The sequence below is a fragment of the Pedobacter sp. MC2016-05 genome, assembly GCF_026239735.1.
Lineage (GTDB): Bacteria > Bacteroidota > Bacteroidia > Sphingobacteriales > Sphingobacteriaceae > Pedobacter.
Map to the genome: position 1 here is coordinate 1 of NZ_JAPIVT010000026.1, position 21106 is coordinate 21106.

A 21106-nucleotide genomic window follows, 5' to 3' on the forward strand; every position below is an offset into this window, starting at 1 on the left:
ACGAGAACCCCATCAGCAACAGCTGATGGGGTTTCCTCGTTTATAACCGTTTCTGTAATCCATGGGGAGAAAAGAATAATGAATAAGGAACAGAGAGCAACTGTCTTTAAAGAATGCTACTATCGTTTTATTGGTTTAATGGCTACATAATCACAGGTCTGCCTGGAGTTGTTGAGCCATAGGAGGGCATATAGGTGATATAGCTGGGTGGACTAATTTGAATACCTGCGGGAAATCAGGCCCGACAGATGAAACACCCACCCTAAGTTTGATAAACCTAATGGTGCGAAAATCCTCTTTATACCGCTACCGCTCAAAGCCAATATACCCTAAAACAAAAAGATTGAAGGAACAGTGGGGATGAAGAACAAATGAAACTGCCCTGTTCTTTTCCAAAAACAACTTATAGACACCTTTTTCCAATGATTTTGAAACTGAATCGTTGTAAATGTGTTATTAACCTGTAGTTTGCCATAATATTTGGTTATCTTTGACACAACAATATATAAACACGTATAATGAGTTTTTTTGCAGATAAAAGAAGGGAAGTAATGGTGCATATTGAAAAATATATGCTTGATATGATGGAAACCTATCTTAAACCAATTGACACCAATTGGCAACCATCAGATTTTCTTCCTGATTCTACGAGTGAAAACTTTTATCAGGACATAAGGATTTTAAGGGAGAATGCCAAAGATTTATCTTACGATTTAGTAGCAGTTTTAGTTGGTGATACCATCACCGAAGAAGCTTTACCTACCTATGAATCGTGGTTAGCCATGGTTCAGGGGCCAAGTATGAAAGAAGATGGCGGATGGATGAAATGGAACAGACACTGGACCGCTGAAGAAAATCGTCATGGTGACTTGTTAAATAAGTATTTGTATTTGTCGGGCAGGGTGGATATGCGCCAGATGGAGATTTCTACTCAATATCTGATTGCAGATGGTTTTGATATCGGTACAGGACATGACCCTTATCGTAATTTTATTTATACTTCTTTTCAGGAGTTGGCTACTAATATTTCACATAGACGTGTGGCATCTTTGGCTAAAAAAGATGGCGATACTTTGCTATCTAAAATGTGTGGAACCATTGCCTCTGACGAGGCGAGACATGCTAAGGCTTATAAAGACTTCATGAATCGTATTTTTGAGGTTGATCCGAATGAAGCTATGATTGCCTTTGAAGACATGATGCGTAAGAAGATTGTAATGCCCGCTCACTTTTTACGTGAGGTTGGTTTAAAAATTGGACAAACCTTCGGTCATTTTACTGATGCGGCACAACGTTTAGGTGTTTATACGGCTGTTGATTACGTTGAAATCATGCAATCGCTGATTGAAGATTGGAAAATAGAGGGGATGCGTGATTTAAATGATGCGGGTGAAAAGGCTCGTGATTATATTATGGCTCTACCTTCTCGTTTGTTACGTGTTGCTGAGCGTATGAAAAATCCAACTATGGATTATAAGTTTACCTGGATTGCAGGCTAAATGATATAAATATATTTTTAAAAGGGTTCTTCCTAAAGAAGAACCCTTTTTTGTTTTACATGTTTCTGCGGTATTGGCCGCCTACTTCATAAAGGGCATTGCTAATTTGACCTAGCGAACAAACCTTACATACTTCCATCAGCTGCTCAAAAATATTCTCTCCTGAAATTGCTGATTTTTGTAACTGTCTAAGCAGCGACGAAGATTTATTCTCGTTTCGATCCTGAAATTTTTGAAGTGCCGAAATTTGATACTGCTTTTCTTCTTCAGTAGCTCTAATTACTTCGCCAGGAACAATAGTAGGAGAACCATTTTTATTTAAGAAAGTATTTACCCCAACTATTGGAAACTCTCCAGTGTGTTTCAAGGTTTCATAGTACAAGCTTTCTTCCTGGATTTTACCACGTTGATACATGGTTTCCATGGCTCCTAAAACGCCGCCACGATCATTTATTCTCTTAAATTCCTGAAGCACGGCATCTTCTACCAGATCGGTTAATTCTTCAATAATAAAAGCGCCCTGCAATGGGTTTTCATTTTTTGCCAAGCCCAGTTCTCGGTTGATGATGAGTTGGATTGCCATCGCTCGGCGTACCGATTCTTCGGTAGGGGTAGTGATGGCTTCATCATAAGCATTAGTGTGGAGCGAATTGCAGTTATCGTAAATCGCATAGAGTGCTTGCAGAGTAGTTCTGATATCATTAAAATCAATCTCCTGTGCGTGTAATGATCTGCCTGATGTTTGAATATGGTATTTCAGTTTCTGTGAACGATCGTTTCCTTTATATTTGTTTTTAATGGCTTTTGCCCAGACTCGTCTGGCTACCCTACCAATCACCGCATACTCCGGATCGATTCCATTAGAGAAAAAGAAAGATAAGTTCGGCGCAAATTCATCGATATGCATGCCTCTACTCAAATAATATTCAACAAATGTAAAACCATTACTTAAGGTGAAAGCAAGTTGTGAAATTGGATTTGCTCCAGCCTCGGCAATATGATAACCTGAAATTGACACGGAATAAAAATTCCTTACCTTTTCATCGATAAAATATTTTTGGATGTCGCCCATCATCCTCAAAGCAAACTCGGTAGAAAATATGCAAGTGTTTTGAGCCTGGTCTTCTTTAAGGATATCTGCCTGTACAGTTCCACGGACTGAGCTGATGGCCTTTGCCTTAATTTTTGAATAAACGTCTGCTGGCAATACTTCATCACCCGTTACACCGAGTAGCATTAAGCCAAGACCATTGTTACCCGTTGGTAAGTCGCTGTTATACATCGGTCTTTCCGCATTCCGATTTTTATAAATCTCCTGGATTTTTTGTTCTATTTGAGCTTCCAAACCGTTTTCAATAATGTATTTTTCACATTGCTGATCTATCGCAGCGTTCATGAAAAATCCTAACAACATGGGCGCTGGGCCATTGATTGTCATCGAAACCGATGTAGAAGGTGCACAAAGGTCGAAACCTGAATACAGTTTTTTAGCATCATCTATGGTTGCGATACTTACGCCTGAGTTACCAATTTTACCATAAATATCTGGCCGAATGTGAGGGTCTTCACCATATAAAGTTACGGAATCGAATGCTGTAGACAGGCGATGAGCTGGTTGTCCAAGTGATACATAGTGAAAACGTTTGTTGGTCCGTTCGGGGCCACCCTCGCCGGCGAACATTCTTGTCGGGTCTTCGCCTTCACGTTTAAGCGGAAATACGCCTGCCGCATAAGGAAATTCTCCCGGAAGATTTTCTGTTAACAACCATCTTAACACATCCCCCCAATCTTCATAACGCGGAAGTGAAACCTTTGGGATTTGTAATTTAGATAGTGACTCGTAAAATAACGGTTGCCTAATTTCTTTATCACGAACTTTATAAATAAAATACTCTTCTTTATAAGCTCGTTTTGTATCGGGCCATTGGCGCAATAAGCGTTTACAATCACCGTTTAACTGTTCTTCAAAAAAAGAGTAAGCATTTGCTAAACCGCTGCCCAGTCCTAAAGACTCATTTTCACCAGCCAAATCGATTACGCCTTTAAGCTGATACATCTTTCTCGCTGTACCAACCTGTTTATCAACCCACTCATTATACATTTGGCTTGCTTCTGCTATTTCAGCCAAATAGCGGATCCTATCAGGTGGAATGATGTAGATTTTCTCCGACTGATCTGAAGTGAGTTCCATTTTTGCCTTGAAATCTGTACCTGTTTTGACTCTGATTTTGTCCATCAATGCCACAAATAGATTGTTCATCCCAGGGTCGTTGAATTGCGAAGCCATGGTTCCGTAAACGGGAATCTCTTCATCCTTCGCATCAAAAATGTTGTGATTGCGCTTATATTGTTTTCTTACATCGCGAAGTGCATCTAAAGCGCCACGCTTATCGAATTTATTGATAGCCACGAGGTCAGCAAAATCGAGCATGTCGATTTTTTCGAGCTGTGTAGCTGCACCAAATTCAGGTGTCATCACATATAGAGAAACATCACAGTGTTCGGTAATTTCCGTATCAGACTGGCCAATTCCAGAAGTCTCTACAATAATAAGGTCGTAACCAGCAGCTCTGCAAATGTCTATACTTTCCTGTACATTTTTTGATAATGCAAGGTTTGCTTGTCGAGTTGCAAGCGACCTCATATAAACTCTCGGATTATTGATTGCATTCATGCGGATACGATCTCCAAGAAGGGCACCACCAGTTTTCCTTTTCGAGGGATCGACAGAAATAATGGCAAGGGTTTTCTCAGGCACTTCAACCAAAAACCTGCGCACCAATTCATCTACCAGCGAAGATTTTCCAGCACCACCCGTTCCCGTTATACCGAGAATAGGAGCATTGTTGTTTAGCGATAATTTTTTTAACTCGTTAACAAATTCCTGAGCCCCTTCGGGATCATTTTCGGCTACTGTTATTGCTCCAGCAATTGCCGTGATTTCTTTATTCGGAATTGTTGTTAGTTCATCTGTGATTTCTGCCTTGGTTACAAAGTCCGTTTTGATCAACATATCATTGATCATTCCCTGCAATCCCATCTTTCTTCCATCGTCGGGTGAATAGATTTTGGAGATTCCATAGGATTGCAGTTCTTCGATTTCTGTTGGTAAGATTACCCCACCTCCGCCTGCAAATATCTTGATATGACCAGATCCACGTTCCTGCAACAAATCATACATATATTTAAAATATTCGATATGCCCGCCTTGATACGATGTCATTGCAATTCCCTGAACGTCCTCTTGAATAGCACAATTTACCACTTCATCAACAGAGCGATTATGACCAAGATGAATTACTTCAGCTCCGGATGATTGCAAAATTCGACGCATAATATTTATGGTTGCATCATGACCATCAAAAAGGGAAGCGGCAGTGACAAAACGAATTTTATTTTTTGGCTTGTATATTTCTACTTGTTGCATACTATAGGATTTAAGATCTCACAAAATGAAATTCTGCAATGCTTATTGAGACTATATTTGGATGAACAAATGTAGCAAATCCTTGCAATTTGGTGCTTTTATAATGGTATTGATACTCTTTATAAACAACGAAGCCAACTAAATCTAGTTGGCTTCGTTGTTTATTTATTGGTAATTTCTGTGATGGGTTCACCTACGGTGCCATTTGGCATTTGGATATGTAGCAACGCAGCTAAGGTCGGTGCTATATCTGTCATGTAATGTGTTTTATTCGTTGCCCCAGGTTTAATTCCCCAGCCCATAAACACTAATGGAATATGCGCATCATAAGGGTTCCAATTGCCGTGAGTAGTACCTGTGCTGCTGCCATTAAACCAGTTTGGATTTAAAATATAGTATAAATCGCCACTTCTGCGAGCATTATAGCCATTTGTGATCATTCTTTTTTGAACTTCAGGTAGCGTTGCTAGGGAAACTCTCGACACATCAACTACGTTTGCAAATCCCTCTAATCTTTTCAGGAATTCGATTGAAGCAGCTTTAATCACATCGAAACTTACATTTCCGTTATCAGTTTTATCGTGATCGAAATGAATTTGATTATTCATTGATTTTAAAACCACATTGTTAACCTTGAATTTTTCATTTAAAAAAGCATTCAATTTAAAAACAATATCTCTATCACTTACAATACCTGCCGGCAGTTTATTTTCTTTCATAAAGGCAGGAACATGTGCAACCGCATGATCGGCACTTAAAAATAGGGTATAATTTCCTTTACCCACTTTTTTATCTAAATAATTGAAGAAATCTTCAAAATCTTTGTCTAAACGTAAATAGGTATCTTCAAGCTCCACAGAATTTGGTCCGTAAGCATGACCGACATAATCTGTTGAAGAACAGCTTACTGCAAGAAAATCAGTAATATTATCTTGTCCCAGATCTTCTGATAAAATTGCAAGTTTTGCTAGGTCTAACGTGATGGTGTTACCGTATGGCGTACTTCTAATAGCATCAAAGTTTTTATCGATGTTTTGTGTTAAGAGATGAGGAAACACATTGTTTTTGCCTTCGTAAGCTTTTTCATCAGCTGTGCTGTTTGTGTAGGTGTTAATTGGATATAGTGTTTCCCAATTTTTTGCATAGAACTTATTTGCAAGCTTCATTTTATTATAGTCAGCAATCCACATCGGAACCTCCTTCATATAATAACTGCTTGTAATCCAGTTGCCAGTGCTTCCCTGATACCAATAAGCTGCATTTGCTGCATGACCAGCTGGTAGGATTGAACCTCTATCTTTTAAAGAAATCCCTATAACTTTTCCTTTAAAGTTTGTTGCTAATCTTAATTCATCAGTTATGGTTGTGGTAAGCATGTTTTTAGGTGACATGTTACCTTCAGAAGAAGGGTTGCTTCCAACGGTTACAACTGTAGAATCTTCTGTACAATACACGTTTTTCTTAGTTTCTGAATCGTACCAATCATTACCGATAATGCCATGAACTGCTGGAACTGAACCAGTGTAAATGGTGGTATGACCAACAGCTGTGTAAGTTGGCGTGTATGGAATCAGCGTATTTTCAACCGAAAAACCTTCGTTTATTAGTCTCTTAAATCCGCCATTTGAATAGCGATTATAAAAGCGATATAAATAATCCCATCTCATTTGATCGACAACTAAACCCACCACTAATTTTGGGCGAGCAACTTCGCTTGGGAAAGCTTTAGCTGTATTGGGCGTGGCTTTTTTTGCCTGAGCATTTGCGGATGTAATGGAAAAAATAGATAGGGAAATAAGTAAATAAGAAATTTTCTTCATTCTGTTTTTAGTTAAAAGACTAAAGTAACACTTTTCAAATGAAGAAATTTTGAAGATTATGTAAAGATTTTATAACGCTTCGGCAACAACGAATGTGCTACCGCCAATAAAAACCAAATCGTTTTTTTTAGCATTTTTGACAGCTGTTTCCTTAGCCAGAACAACCGATGGATAATTATTTCCAATTAGTGAATAAGTTAGTGCCTGCGCTTTAAGTTCAGCAGCATTCATCGCTCTTTCCAGATCCGGTTTGCAAAAGTAATAGGTTGCATTTTTTGGCATCATGGATAGTACCTTTGAAATATCCTTGTCTTTTACCATGCCGAAAACAATATGTAAATTTTCGAATAATGTTTGGTTAATGTTCTTTATCACTTCAGCAATTCCAGCTTCGTTGTGGCCGGTATCGCAAATAACCAATGGATTTTTAGATAGAGTTTGCCAACGGCCCTGTAATGCGGTTAATTTCTTAACTTGCTTTAATCCATTATAAATACTCTTATCTGATACCCTGAAAGTAGATAACACATTCAGAATTTCAACGGCTTTTAAAACAGTTAAAATATTCTTTTGTTGATAAGTGCCCGTTAAATCTGTTATCAAATTCTTAAATCTGATCTGATGATTTTGATCAATATTTAACGATAATTTCGTGTTAACGATCTTAAAATCCTTAACTTTTATTTGTGCATCGGCGAAAACAATTGATGCATTCATTTCTTTTGCTTTCTTTTGGAAAACCGAAGCCGACTTAGCTTGCGTTTCACCGATAATTACCGGTGTATTCTTTTTAATGATGCCAGCTTTTTCTCCAGCAATTTCTTCTATGGTATTGCCCAGCATATTGGTGTGGTCCATGCTGATGTTGGTAATAACCGAAAGTTCGGGTTGAATGATGTTGGTTGAGTCTAGCCTGCCCCCCAAACCAACTTCAATAACCGCAATATCTACTTTATGTTTTGCAAAATGATCAAAAGCCAGTGCAACAGTGACTTCGAAAAAAGATGGTTCTACTTCGTTTATCAACTTTTGTTGATTTTTTACGAAGGAAACCACTTCCGTTTTACTAATCATTTCTCCGTTAATGCGGATACGCTCGCGAAAGTCTTTTAAATGAGGAGAAGTATACAGACCAGTTTTATAACCTTCGGCTTGTAAAATTGCCGCAAGCATATGCGAGGTGGAACCTTTTCCATTTGTACCGGCAACATGTATACTATTGAATTTATCCTGGGGATTATCAAGAGCATTACAGAATATAATGGTATTAGTGAGGTCTTTTTTAAAAGCAGAAGCCCCCACACGTGTAAACATTGGGAGTTTGCGATATAAATAGTCAAGCGTTTGCTGGTAATTCACCTCAGATGCTGAATTATAATAATAGATGTTTTAGTTAACCTTAAAGTTGAAAACTACCACTCCGGTTTGGTTATCTCCACCCACCCCAGAGCTTGTTAAAGAAGAGTTTTTTACCGCTTGAACACATTTCTCAACCAATTCTCTATCAGTTATAGTAGAGCCTTTCAGTTCTTGCCTGGCATCAGTAATTCTTCCAGATTTATTAAAATATATTCTAATGGCAATTCGCCCTCTAACTTGTCCATCATCTTTCGGAATTACCAGGTTAGAAAAACGTCGAAGCTCAATGGGCTTATTTCCATAACCAGATCCTCCTTCACCATAATTCGGTGCTAAGGGATCACCGTTAACCGATCCCTGGTTACCAGCTGTACTGCCCGTTCCATCTCCCTGACCCTGGCCGGTATTTTTTTTGCCCTTATAAAGTGCATTTTGATTGATTACAGGTTTCGAAGGTTTATCTTCCGTAACGGTGGTCGGTGCGGTATTTGTGGCTTTTGTAGGTTTTGTATTTACCGCAATCGCATCTTCCGTATTCTGAGTCTGAACTTCCTTGTCAGAATTTTCTGTAGTTGTTGTAGGAGTAACTTTTTCTTCGGGGGTTACCTTATCAGGTGCTTTTCCATTTGCATTTGGATCTGCAGAAGGCTCCTCTATGCTGGTATAGTCATCGCCCATCCCCTCGGCAGAGGTACCATAGTTAACCACCATACCACCCATGCCTAAATCTTCAGGCGGTTGAAAAGAATTGATTACAATAAAAAAACTAATCAATAATAAAAAGCCCATTATCCCGCTCGAAATGGCAATCGCCTTCGGATAATTGTTTTCTTCGTTATTTATATTTTGTGCTTTGTAATCCATTATTTTTTCGGCTCAACAGCCACAACAAGCTTCAATTTTAACTTATTTGCGATATCATTAACAACAAAACCATCTTGATAAGTAACATTACGAGATACATACAAAAGGATGGTCATATCTGGAGCCAGTTTTTGGTAAGCGGCTAAAGTTGGCTCCAATTGCTCCATTGTCACTGGTTTCTTATCAACGGAATATTTTAAATTTTCGTCTATAGTAACTGTAACTGCTTTTTTAGCAGTAGATTGCTGCCCGCTTGACGATTGCGGCAACAACAGTTTTACTACAGTTGGATTAACCACTGCAGATGCCAATAAGAAGAACAGCATCAGGAAGAACATAATATCGTTCAACGCTGAAGTGTGTACTTCTACTGACCCTTTTGTTCTTTTACGTAAGTTCATTATTTACCTGGCTCTTCTAATAAATCAATAAAGTCAATTGCATCCGTTTCCATTTTTAGGATGATTTTTTCTACCATGATATTTAGAATATGGTAAAGTACGTATGCGATAATACCAATGATTAAACCTGTTGCTGAAGTGATCATTTTGGTATATAAACCACCAGAAATAGTCCCAATTTCAATAGCACCTTTAATGGATACCTGATGGAAAATTGTAATTACCCCAACGATGGTACCTACGAAACCCAACATTGGAGCGATACCTGCAACAATACCTAGAATACTGATATTTTTCTCCAGTTTAGCAACCTCTAGTTTACCAACATTTTCAATAGCACCTTCAATTTCTTTAATGGGGCGGCCAATGCGTTTTAAGCCTTTTTGCAACATGCGACTAAGAGGGGAGTTGTTATTTCTTAACAGTGACATTGCTCCATCTAAATTTCCAGATTGAATATATGATCTGATTTGTCCCATCAAATTCGACTCATCTTTCGTGGCCTTTTTGATGGTTAAATAACGTTCAACGAATATGATTAAGGCTAAAAAGGCTAATAATGCCAAAGGTAGCATCACCCATCCACCTTTAAAAAGCAGATCAATGAAATGTAATTCTGGCTCTGGTTGAGTTAGTGCCTGGTTAACTGCATTCGCTGTATCTTGAAGTGCTTGTGTGGTGTCTTGAATTAATAAAGTTATCATTATGGTTGTGTGTTGTTTTTTATTTCTTTAACGTAAAATCCTGTTCCTTTTAATCGTTTTTGTAGAATTTCTTTTTGCTTTTCTGCCTCTTCTTTAGTGGGGAAACTTGCAATACTCACCTTTTTTCTCCTGCCTTCCATTTTTGCAATAGTCGCATTCAGACCAATTTTTTTTACTTTTTCAATGTATCTTAATGCTGCTGCTTCTGTTTCGTAAGAAACTGCTATTACATGAAACATTGATTTCTCTGTACCCAAAGGAGCATTAGATGGAGTTGGACTAACTTTTTTCAGCCTTGCAGAATCAACTTTTGGCGTAGCAATTTGATTCGCTTTTAAAGTACTATCTGTTTTAGCTATCGAATCTTGTTTTGCCTTTGCAGTATCTATTTCTGTTTTTGGAGAATCTGGCAAAACTGCAGGTGTGGTAGTTTGTAACGCAGCCTGCTGCTTAAACAAATCTGGTTTGATAAAATAAATGATCACTCCAATCAAAAGAATTCCCAGAATGATGAGGAGTATTTTTGGCCAAATAGGTCTTTTTTCTTCCTCGAAGGTTTCTTGAACAATCGGATCGTGGCCAAATCGGTTTGGATGCTCGGCATGTTGCTCTTTAATAAACTCAGGCGCTGCAATTACAGGTTCATCTTCTGGAGTTTCATCTTCCAGATTAATATAAGTTTTTTCCGCTTCGCTTTCTGGCGTGTGCCCGAAACGGTTTGGATGTTCTTCATGTTGTTGAACAATACTTTCTGGCACCTCGATTTCCTCGTGTGTCAAAGCCCTTACTGCCTCCTCATCTTCCGGAGTATGGCCAAATCTGTTTGGATGTTCAGTATGTTGTTCTTTTATAAAATCTGGCGCATCAGTAACTTCTTCGCCTGATTTTGTAGTGTGTTTTAAAGTATTGCGCAAATCATCTTCTACTTCATCCAATTTTACATTTTCAATAATAGGATGTATATGCGCTGTTTCTTTAGGCTGAATAGGTGCGTTTGGTGCTTCAGCTATTTCATCATATACCTCATCATCTTTGTCAGTGGCATCTGTTTGCTGCTGATCTGAAATGATTTCAGGCAATGCGGGTAGACCATAAAATTCTGATCCGTAGTTTATATTTTTAGCCGCATCGAAGCTCAAGCCTTCGTGCTCAGTGAAATATAATCGACCCAAATTTTGAAGATCAGCCTCATGTTCCACTTCTAGTTTTTGGTTCACTTCATCTATAAACTGTGAAATGTAATAAGATGAACTTTCGACAGAAATATTTCTTTCAGAAGCAATAAAATTGGTTAGGGCGTCATCATTTTCTACATCAGACGTAAACGCCAGGGCATAACTGGGTGGCAAAAACGATTGTTTTTCCTTATCGTACCTGCCTGGAAACTTCTTTTTATAGAAGGTGCCCAAGCCGGTAATGCCAACTTCTTTGCGCTGTTGCAAAAGTTCCAAAAGGTATGATAAGATATCCATTCCGGTAAAATTAAGCGTTTTTTCTAAACCTACGCAATAATTAATTTAATGTATTTAAAATGAATAGGTTAGTCCGCCGAAAACATTTAACCCGTTAACCTGATAATATAAAAAGCGGTTATATTTAGAATTTAACAGGTTATTGGCTTTTGCAAAAACAGAAAATTTGTTGTTGATGCGATAATCTGCGCCGATGCCCAAATCTACAAATCCTTTAACTGTTTCTATCCGTTCGATGCTGGTGTTTGGCACCAAATACTGTAGTGGATTTACCGGTTGTTGAACATTAACTTTCGCTTTTACATCATCTTGCATTACCACAGCTGCATTAAAGCTCAGCTTTTTATTATAAGTATAAACGAAGTTTGAGCTAACCTTTAATCCTGGTTTAAACCACGAATAAGTTTCTTGAGCAGGCTTCCAATCATCAATATTCAACTTCCCAGTCCACTTTAATGCATCACTTACCTGTATTGAGATTTCACCTTCTAAGCCAGTCAGTTTGGATTTGCCAAAATCATAAATCACATCAAACTTGTTAAAATTATCGAAGTTATTAATGAATAAAGGAAGATCGTCAAACTGCTTCATGTAAAAACGGGCTTTGTAGCCAAAGCCTGGTCCACCAGTTCCTTTAATACCCGCACTAATACTTAACTTTTCAACCGTATTTTTAATCAAGATATTGCTATTTAGCCACGGATTTTCATCTGTTAAGCCCTTCATTGAGTTTCTGTTTACATCACCCTTAACTTCTCCAAAAACCTGCAGATAATCAGGTATGAGGATGAAATCAGCAGTTACTGCTGGGAAAATTCTTGAACTGCTGAATGCACCGAATTCCTGAACGAAATTTATTCCTGCCGTAACTTTTGCTCCTTTAACCTGCAAACGGATATATGGATTTAAGCGAAGTAAGTTATTTCCCACGCTTGTTAGCGCATCTTTGATGTTCCCAAACTCTGTAGATGCTGCCAAACCTAAATTAAATGAACTGATTCTTTTGTTTAGGTATCCATTTAATGAAAGATAACTTTCTTTAGCGTTAAAACGGTCATTCCATAAATAAGCATTAGCTTTCACCGCATAACTCAATGCGTCCTCATCTTCGGTGAAGTTTTTAACCAACTCACCCTCTAATTCTAAAAGCGTCAAAGCTTGTTTCTCAGGGTTTGGATTTAAGGTTGGGTTTGCATTATCCAAGCCGTAAAAGTAGGTGCCATTTCTTTCAAAATTTAAACGTCCACTTACTGTATTTTCCTCTAAAATACTACGGCCAAAAATGCTTAATTGTTGTTGACTACTGTTTTGTTTATTTATTTTACCTTCCTGGCTAAAATGTTTAAAATAACCGCCAAGCTGTAAACCTTCATCTTTTCCCGTATTAAAGTAAGCTTCACCTAATAATGTAGAAAGTGAACCAAATGCGCCTTTCACATAATTATTTACTAAGATACTTGCTTTCTCTTCTGCAAGCTGCTGCGCTTGTAATTTTTGAATATCACTGTTTAGCTCTAACTTTTTGTCTGTTACGCTGTAATTTAATTTCGCTTTATAAGTTTTTACGTCATCCAAATTCGGACTTCTTCTCAGTTTAACGGCTTCAGCCAAAATAGGTTTGTAAGGGCGAACAACTTCAATCTCCTCACTCACTACGGCCTTTTCTTCAGCTTTCTTCTCCTGTGCCTGGGCAGTTGTTAAACCAGCAGCAGCAAAAAACAGCAAACTATATATATATTTAATCGACTTCATAATTCTACTTCTTCTGGTTTAGTTTTTCTAGTTTCTCTTTGGCTGTCGGAATGATATCATCCTTTCCTTCGTAATTATCAATTATACTTAGAAGTGTACTTTTTGCTTGCAAGTTGTCTTTCAGGGCAACATAATTGTCAGATAACAAGATAAAGGCTTTAGCTACCCAATAATCATGTGAAGCCATGTTGTTCACAATATCAAAACATGTTTTAGTTGATGTTTTGAAATCGCCTTTGTTGTATTCGATAAGTGCAAGGTTGTATTTTGCCTCGGCAGCAGCAGCCGTCTTGGTTTTAGCCACAACGTTTTTGAATTCTTTAACCGCCGTTGTAGTATCTCCTTTTAGCATATAAGCTTTACCAGAAAACAATCCAGAACTATTCTTTTCTTCTTCCGAAGCTTTTTCAGATTCGTTGGTCAGCTTAGCGTATTTCAACATATCATCAGGCATATTTAAAGCTGTATATGCTTTTAATAAGTTGTTGATGGCAAAACTGTAATGTGCTTTGTAATCTGTTGTAGTTTCTAATCGTTTCAAATAAACAATTGCTTCATTATATTTTTTCTGGTTGAGGAACAATTGAGAAATACTCACTAGTGATCTTTCGGTATAGTCGCTTGTCCAATCATTTAATATAAATTCATAATCAGGTATTGCTTCATCAGGGCGGCCTAGTTTAACTAAAGATTCAGCTCTGATAAATTTCGCTTCTTTTTCGTGGTTAGCTTTAGGGAATTTATCAAAATAAGCATTGACCGCCTGGAAAGCGCCGTTGGCATCGCCCTTTAAGTAAAGGTTATTCGCCGCCGCAAATATGATATTGTCTTGCTCATTATTTGAATAGTTGCCTAGTGGAGTGGTGTTGGCATATTGGATAAATCCATTTGCATCACCTTTATCTACATAAATGTTTTTAATAGATTCCATCGATTGTTTAGCCTCTTCAGACGTGGGATAATCGCGGATTACTTTTTTGAAGGATTCTAAAGCTACATCATCCTGATCCTGGTTGTATTGAACCAATCCAATAGTCACTAATGCTTTTGGGACATAACTGCTACGTGGGTATTTTGCCACCAAAGCAACCAGATCAGATTTTGACTTATCAAAATCGCCTTTGTTAAAATAAGTGTAAGCTGTTTCAAAACCTGCATCATCTGCGTAATTAGAGTTGGGGAATTTTGACAACAAGGTTTGCATGGTCGCAATTTTCGCATCGTATTGGTTTTCCAAACCCTGGATCATTCCTTTTTGAAAAGTGGCGTAATCTTCAGATGTAGTATGCCTGTCAATGATTCTGTTATAATTGGTCATCGCGTTTCCGTAAGTTTTATTTACGAAATAAGAATCGGCCAAACGAATAGTTGCATCATCAATGGTCTTTTGATCTTTATCATTTCCCTGAAGAAATTTCTCGAAATAGGTTGCTGCCTTGGCATATTTCTCATCCTCAAATGCAGAATAGGCGAGGGCATAATTGGCAAAATTATAAACGCCGGTTTTATCGGCATCAGGCATTTTCAAAAACTTTTCGAACGTAGAAACGGCTTCGCCATATTTCCGCAATTCGTACATGGCTTCGGCTTTCCAATAAGTATTTAAAGCGTGGATCTCATTGTCTTCCGCAAATTTATCAGAACGTAAAAACATTGATAAGGCATTCGGAAATGCTCTTTCATTATAAAATTCTAAACCACGGAAATAAGTAACCTTTTGATAGGCTTCTTTAGCCTCAAGGGTTTTATCCGGAATCGGTTCCAAAATATCAACTGCCGCCTGATAGTTTTTAGTGGTTAAAAGTACTTCTCCTAATAGCGTTTTGGCTTCGTTAATTTTACGAGATTTTGGAAAAGTTTTCAAAAATCCTTGTGTTGCTTCTAAAGCTTGTTGATGGAAATCTAACTCGTAGCTTAACTTGGCATAACTTAACCAGGCTTCTTCTTGAATGGTTTTATCAAAATCTAAACGTGAAGCTCTGAAAAATGCACTTTGCGCTTTTTGTTTGTTGCCCAATTGGATAAATGCCTTACCCAAAGTATGCATTCCATTTTGGAGATAAATGTCATCGTTGTTTAGTTTTTCTAAAATGGCAACAGATTCTTTATACTTATTATTCTGGAACAACGAATATCCATATTGGTAAATGAATAAGTTGTTTTTGGTTTCGCTTTTATCTTTAGCATAAAACTCTAAAAAATACTTTTCAGCGTTCTTAAATTCCGATTTCGCAAAGTAAGAAGCGGCAACTAAACTCAACATTTCAGGTTCGAACTGTTGTTTGGTTTTTTGAATAGATTCTAGTGCATAGCTAATTACATCATCGTAGCGTTCGTCCAGGTAATACATCGAAGTGATGTAATATGGATAACTTGCTTCATAGGTTGGGGATCCTTTTAGCTTTTCAAAATTAGCTAATGCCGTTTTGTATTCTTTATTTAGGTAGTTGATATAAGCAAAATAATAAGTTGCACTTTCTTGGAAATCGCCTTCCTCTTTCTTTACTTTCTCAAATAGTGGTTCTGCTTTTTCATAGTCTTGCAACTCAAAATATGCGTAACCCTGTTTAAATTGATATTCGTTACGTTGTTTGGCTGATAGGGTAGACGGATCAGTTTTTTCGAACCATTCTAGTGCCTTTTTATAATTTTTTTGACCAAAATAAGTTTTTCCTACATAAAAATAGGCCAGTTTGGTATTTGGATTTAAAGGATAATCACGGATAAAAGCCTGGAATAAACTTTCTGCATCACTGTTAGTTAGTTCTAATGCACAAACTGCTGCATAAAACTTTGCATTCTCTTTAAGTAGAGATAGTTCGGCATTGCTTTCGGTTTGTGTAGACGGTTTATAGCTTTTTTGTTCAACAAGTTTAAACTGCTGTGCAGCAGCGGTATATTTTTCTTTGTCTAATAATTCTAAGCCAGTCTGGTAGTTTTTATTGAGGTTTTGCACTGCACTAACTTGCGCATAAGTGATAAAACTTCCTGCCATGAATAGCGGAATTAGTAAGTATTTTTTCTGCATCGGTTTCAAATATGGTTGGTACTAAATTAGAAATAGTATCATGGTTTATCAACATAAGTAATTAACATCTGTTAATAACACAAGTAAACGAAGGGTTTTCAAAATTGGTATAGAAGAAAGTTGAATGTTGAAAATTAGAGTGGTTGAGTAGTTCAATAGTCATTAGTTCATTGGTGAAATGAGCCAAAATTATCTAAGCAATTGATTGGGTAATAGGTTAACTATTAGTCAAAGTTTAACTTGCCAGAATGTGTCGCCCGCTAGTAACCAATGGCTAACGAACCAATGACTAGTAAACTAATTTACCCTTGGCTTGCCAGTAAATAAAGTACAGCCATTCTAACGGCCACACCATTTTCTACCTGCTCTAAAATGATAGATTGCTTGCTGTCGGCAACATCACTTGTAATCTCCACACCACGATTAATCGGACCTGGGTGCATGATAATGATTTCCCTATCGAGGTTATCGAGAATCTGTTTATTAAGGCCATACATCATGGCGTATTCTCTTAAAGACGGAAAATATTTAATATCCTGACGCTCCAATTGAATGCGAAGCATATTTGCTACATCGCACCAATTCAGCGCTTTAATTAAGTTATGTTCAACTTTCACTCCAAGTTGATGAATGTGTTTTGGAATTAACGTGGTTGGTCCGCAAACCATCACTTCTGCACCTAAACGCTGTAGGCAGAGAATATTTGAGATTGCTACCCGAGAGTGCAAAATATCCCCAACAATAACCACTTTCTTTCCAGTCACATCGCCTAATTTCTGGCGGATGGAGAAAGCGTCGAGTAAAGCTTGGGTTGGGTGTTCGTGAGCACCGTCTCCGGCATTTACAATTTGCGCTTTAACGTGTTTGCTCAAAAACTGACCTGCTCCTGCATAGGGATGACGCATTACCACCATGTCGACCTTCATGGATAAAATGTTGTTCACCGTATCAATTAAGGTTTCTCCTTTGCTCACCGATGAAGACGATGCGGCGAAATTAACCACATCTGCTGATAACCTTTTTTCAGCTAATTCGAAAGAAAGTTTGGTACGGGTTGAGTTTTCAAAGAAAATATTGGCGATGGTAATATCACGAAGTGAAGGAACCTTTTTGATTGGCCTATTAATTACATCTTTAAAATTATCTGCAGTTTCGAAAATCAATTCGATATCATTCCGGTTAATATCTTTAATGCCTAAAAGATGTCGGGTTGATAGTTTGTCGGCTGCCATTTTTATATTATTGTTTTTCGGATAATAAAATCACTTTATCTTCACTTCCTTCACTTGCCCAAGTTACCTTCACTTGCTGCGAGTTTAAGCTATCTACCTGATGGCCAATATAATCAGGTTCGATAGGTAAATGTCTGCTAAACCTACGATCAATAAGTACCAATAGTTCTACTTTCTCCGGGCGTCCATAAGCGAGCAAGGCATCAAGCGCAGCTCTAATGGTTCTGCCAGTCCAAAGAACATCATCAATAAGGATAACTTTTTTCCCTTCAATAATGAAATCAATGGAATTGCTACTTGCAGTTACCAATCCGTCTTTGCGCCTAAAATCATCCCTAAAGAAAGTGATGTCGAGGTTTCCCTTTAAAATTTTCTTGTTCTTTAAGATGGTCTCGAGATCTTGATGAATGCGATCGGCAAGAAAAATCCCGCGCGGCTGGATGCCAATCAAAACGGTATTTGCGAAATCGTCATGGTTTTCAATTAATTGATGGCAAAGCCTCTTAATTGTAATCTGAATTTTTTGTCCGTCAAGAATTGTTTTCTTTTGCATTGAAGAAGGATTGGGCAAATATAGGGAAAAAGTAGAAAGTTGAAAGCAGAAAATTGAAAGTTCCCCCTGCAAATTATTAAAGTATTTGATTGTTAATTTGTTGGATTTTGATTTTATATGGAAAATTGGAATCTTATTAGCACAACTGATCTACTATTCAAGTAAATAGGCTGTGATTTGAATTCCCTAACCTTAAATTACATTTGCAAGTGTTTATTCGAAATATAATAAGCGCTGAAGTTTTTATATTTGTGAATGGAGAGGATAATTTTTTTCGATGGTGTTTGTAACCTCTGTAATGCTTCTGTCCAGTTTGCGATTGAACGTGACAAGAAAAATCTGTTTAAGTTTACCGCTTTGCAGGGTGAATACGCCAAGGCTTTCTTGCCCAAATTAAATGTCGATCTAAGTCAACTTAATTCTATTATTCTACTTGAAGATGGTCAGCTTTATACAAAATCAACAGCTGCGTTAAAGATAGCCAGAAAATTGAACGGCTTATGGCCAATACTCTATGTGTTTATCCTGGTTCCAAAATTCATTCGTGATTGGTTTTACGACATTATCGCCAAAAACCGCTATAAATGGTGGGGCAGGCAGGAGAGTTGCTGGCTACCCACAGCAGAACTAAGGCAGAAGTTTATCGATTAATCCTGTTTCTGATTATTTTTAGGTTTCCAAAGCCAAAATGTTAAAATCACCATAGGGATTGAAATACTCAAGGAAATTACGATAAATATGCTTCGCTGTTTAACAATATCTGTCTCATCGGTAATGAAAATATTTATCGTTTCTTTAAGTACAAATAGAGTAATCAAGGTGCAAATGACTGCAAAGACTTTACGCATAGTTTAATTTTGAGGCAAAGATTGGAATAATTATTAGAAGGAACTCTATTGAAGTTAAAAACAGTTATTTATGGAGTGTAATGTTAGATAATCAATTTTCAAGATACTTTTTTGAATATTTTATTCCCATCAAATCGTATCGTTTAAATTGTGTTTTCAAACGTTTTTTAAAATCAGCGTAATTCTTCTTCTCTTTTGGGCTCCATAAGATTTCGCTCAAAGCATCTAATCTGGGAAATAACTGATACTGAACTTTTCCCGGACTAGTAATGTACTCAGTCCATAAACAGCCTTGGCCACCCCAGATGTATTTCGCCTGCTCTGCATCAAGTTCTGCAGGAATAGGCTCATAGTGGTAGACGTCAGCCAAAAGTGAAGGTTTACCAGCTGTTAAGCTATCTTCTTTAACAAACTGCGCATGGTTAAAATACATTTTATTTTCTGGGGTCATGATGGCTTTGTGGTTTTGTTTCGCTGCTTCAATGCCGCCTTTTTCACCTTGCCAACTCATTACTACTGCATTTGGTGCTAAGCCACCTTGCAAAATTTCATTCCAGCCAATGATGGTTTTGCCTTTGCTATTTAAAAATTTCTCAATCCTGCGGATGAAGTAACTTTGTAATTCACTTTCCGTCTTTAAAATATTTGCTTTCATAATTTGTTGAGAAACAAGAGATTGTTTCCACCAAACTTTAGAGGCTTCATCGCCACCAATGTGAATGTATTGCGATGGGAATAAATCCATTACCTCTGCTAACACATTTTCAAAAAACTTGAATGTTGTATCTGAAGCTTGCAAAACGTTATTGTATTTATTCATCATTCCCCATGTTTCGGCAACGGTATATTTTTTATCCGGTTCGGTTCCTAATTCGGGGTATGCGGCAAGAACTGCCATACTGTGTGCTGGCATTTCGATTTCAGGGATGATAGTGATGTAGCGTTTCGCCGCGTATTCAACTACGTCTTTTATTTGTTCTTGTGTGTAAAAGCCACCATGTTTAATTCCATCAGTGTTGATCAGGGCATCTTTCGGAGTGATATTAATTGCTGTTGGCAAAACCTGATATTTAATGTTTTCATTACCTTTTCCTGGCCATAAGCCAATAATGCTGCCTTTTCGCCAGGCACCAATTTCGGTGAGCTTCGAGTACTTTTTAATCTCGATTCTCCAGCCGTGGTCATCTGTCAAGTGCCAATGGAAATAATTCATTTTGTGCAATGCTAAGTAATCGATGTATTGTTTTACAAAGTCTACATCAAAAAAATGGCGACTAACATCCAAATGCATTCCGCGGTAATCGAAACGTGGATGGTCAATTATATTGATTAATGGTATAGTTAAGGTTTCGGCGCTCTGTGTTGGTAGCAATTGAATGAATGACTGTATGCCGTAAAAAACGCCAGGTTCTGAAGTACCAGCAATAGAAACCCCATTAGCAGTAGTACTTAGAACATAAGAATCATCGAAGTCGCTTATTCTTGTGTTTAAGATTAAGCTAATAAAATTTTTTGTAGGGATGACTTTGGTGATATTTAACGTAAGGTTATAATAATTTTGAAGATAATCATTTAGAAAATTTGCAGAATTGACCATAGCAGAATCAAGTACAACGATTTGTGTATTTGCATTTATTGTAATTGATTTTTCTGTGCTTAAGCCAGTTTTAATACTTACAGGCTGTGGAATGATGTTTACTTCCTGGGCAGAAAGATTGTGGCAAAAAGCAAATGATAAAAACAAAAAGATGATCTTCTTCATAATAGAATGGTTTCCTTTTTCAAAAGTAATAATTCTAAATGGATGAAAGTAAAGGTTTGGGATAACGAAGTACCGGTTTTACCTAAACCCGATGGGAGTGAAATCCTTTTTATTAAACCTATAAGGTCTCAAAGACCTTATAGGTTTGGAAAAGATTAAGCGAACAGCGGGGCAGGAGTTACCGATATAGTACTTGCTTTCGGTTTCAAAAACCTTACCCTATTAAAGTTAGAAGTAGAATTCCTGTCTACTACCCCTATCCTTAAAGGAAGTGATTTCTGAGCATTGGAAAGCAAAATTGGTTAAAACCATTTTCCACCGTTTTCCTCTCTTCCAGGAAAGGGACTACCGCTAAATAGCAAAAACTACTGACTTAAATAGGGTG

Annotated in this window: 14 protein-coding genes; 2 read left to right on the plus strand and 12 right to left on the minus strand. The window is 37.5% G+C overall.

Annotated features, from left to right (window positions below; translation table 11 throughout):
* Nucleotides 1–518: 518 nt before the first annotated feature.
* Nucleotides 519–1499: an acyl-ACP desaturase gene (locus OQZ33_RS22010; protein ID WP_056851446.1), complete on the plus strand. Its 981-nt coding sequence runs from the start codon at nt 519–521 to the stop codon at nt 1497–1499.
* 55 nt (nt 1500–1554) lie between these two features.
* On the opposite strand, the gene OQZ33_RS22015 is transcribed toward OQZ33_RS22010, so the two are convergent.
* From OQZ33_RS22015 to pyrR, 11 genes are all read right to left on the minus strand, one after another.
* Nucleotides 1555–4926, minus strand: a complete 3372-nt coding sequence (locus OQZ33_RS22015; protein WP_265801644.1) for a methylmalonyl-CoA mutase family protein — start codon at nt 4924–4926, stop codon at nt 1555–1557.
* A 161-nt stretch (nt 4927–5087) separates the two neighbouring features.
* Complete coding sequence (gene pafA, locus OQZ33_RS22020) at nt 5088–6746, minus strand: alkaline phosphatase PafA (RefSeq protein WP_265801645.1); 1659 nt, start codon at nt 6744–6746, stop codon at nt 5088–5090.
* Nucleotides 6747–6815: 69 nt separating this feature from the next.
* A complete protein-coding gene (locus OQZ33_RS22025) occupies nt 6816–8060 on the minus strand; it encodes a bifunctional folylpolyglutamate synthase/dihydrofolate synthase (RefSeq protein WP_265801646.1) in 1245 nt (414 codons plus the stop codon).
* Nucleotides 8061–8135: 75 nt separating this feature from the next.
* The gene (locus OQZ33_RS22030; protein WP_265801647.1) at nt 8136–8969 is read right to left on the minus strand and encodes an energy transducer TonB; all 834 of its coding nucleotides are present in this window, start codon (nt 8967–8969) and stop codon (nt 8136–8138) included.
* Nucleotides 8969–9370 (minus strand): ExbD/TolR family protein, encoded by a 402-nt coding sequence (locus tag OQZ33_RS22035; RefSeq protein WP_056851441.1) that lies wholly within the window; start codon nt 9368–9370, stop codon nt 8969–8971. The genes OQZ33_RS22030 and OQZ33_RS22035 overlap by 1 nt, the downstream gene beginning before the upstream one ends.
* Nucleotides 9370–10074, minus strand: coding sequence for a MotA/TolQ/ExbB proton channel family protein (locus tag OQZ33_RS22040; RefSeq protein ID WP_056851440.1), 705 nt, complete (start codon nt 10072–10074; stop codon nt 9370–9372). Before OQZ33_RS22040 ends, OQZ33_RS22035 begins: the two co-directional genes overlap by 1 nt.
* Nucleotides 10074–11546, minus strand: coding sequence for an SPOR domain-containing protein (locus OQZ33_RS22045; protein ID WP_265801648.1), 1473 nt, complete (start codon nt 11544–11546; stop codon nt 10074–10076). Before OQZ33_RS22045 ends, OQZ33_RS22040 begins: the two co-directional genes overlap by 1 nt.
* Nucleotides 11547–11600: 54 nt before the next feature.
* Nucleotides 11601–13298, minus strand: coding sequence for a hypothetical protein (locus OQZ33_RS22050; RefSeq protein WP_265801649.1), 1698 nt, complete (start codon nt 13296–13298; stop codon nt 11601–11603).
* Nucleotides 13299–13302: 4 nt separating this feature from the next.
* Nucleotides 13303–16326, minus strand: coding sequence for a tetratricopeptide repeat protein (locus tag OQZ33_RS22055; RefSeq protein WP_265801650.1), 3024 nt, complete (start codon nt 16324–16326; stop codon nt 13303–13305).
* 302 nt (nt 16327–16628) lie between these two features.
* A complete protein-coding gene (locus OQZ33_RS22060) occupies nt 16629–17558 on the minus strand; it encodes an aspartate carbamoyltransferase catalytic subunit (protein WP_265801651.1) in 930 nt (309 codons plus the stop codon).
* Nucleotides 17559–17565: 7 nt separating this feature from the next.
* Nucleotides 17566–18111 (minus strand): bifunctional pyr operon transcriptional regulator/uracil phosphoribosyltransferase PyrR, encoded by a 546-nt coding sequence (gene pyrR / locus OQZ33_RS22065; RefSeq protein WP_265801652.1) that lies wholly within the window; start codon nt 18109–18111, stop codon nt 17566–17568.
* Nucleotides 18112–18366: 255 nt separating this feature from the next.
* Between pyrR and OQZ33_RS22070 the strand changes: the two genes are divergently transcribed.
* Nucleotides 18367–18762: a thiol-disulfide oxidoreductase DCC family protein gene (locus OQZ33_RS22070; protein WP_265801654.1), complete on the plus strand. Its 396-nt coding sequence runs from the start codon at nt 18367–18369 to the stop codon at nt 18760–18762.
* A gap of 288 nt (nt 18763–19050) precedes the next feature.
* Here the strand turns inward: OQZ33_RS22070 and OQZ33_RS22075 are convergent, their stop codons facing one another.
* Nucleotides 19051–20721: a beta-N-acetylhexosaminidase gene (locus OQZ33_RS22075; RefSeq protein ID WP_265801655.1), complete on the minus strand. Its 1671-nt coding sequence runs from the start codon at nt 20719–20721 to the stop codon at nt 19051–19053.
* Nucleotides 20722–21106: the final 385 nt, after the last annotated feature.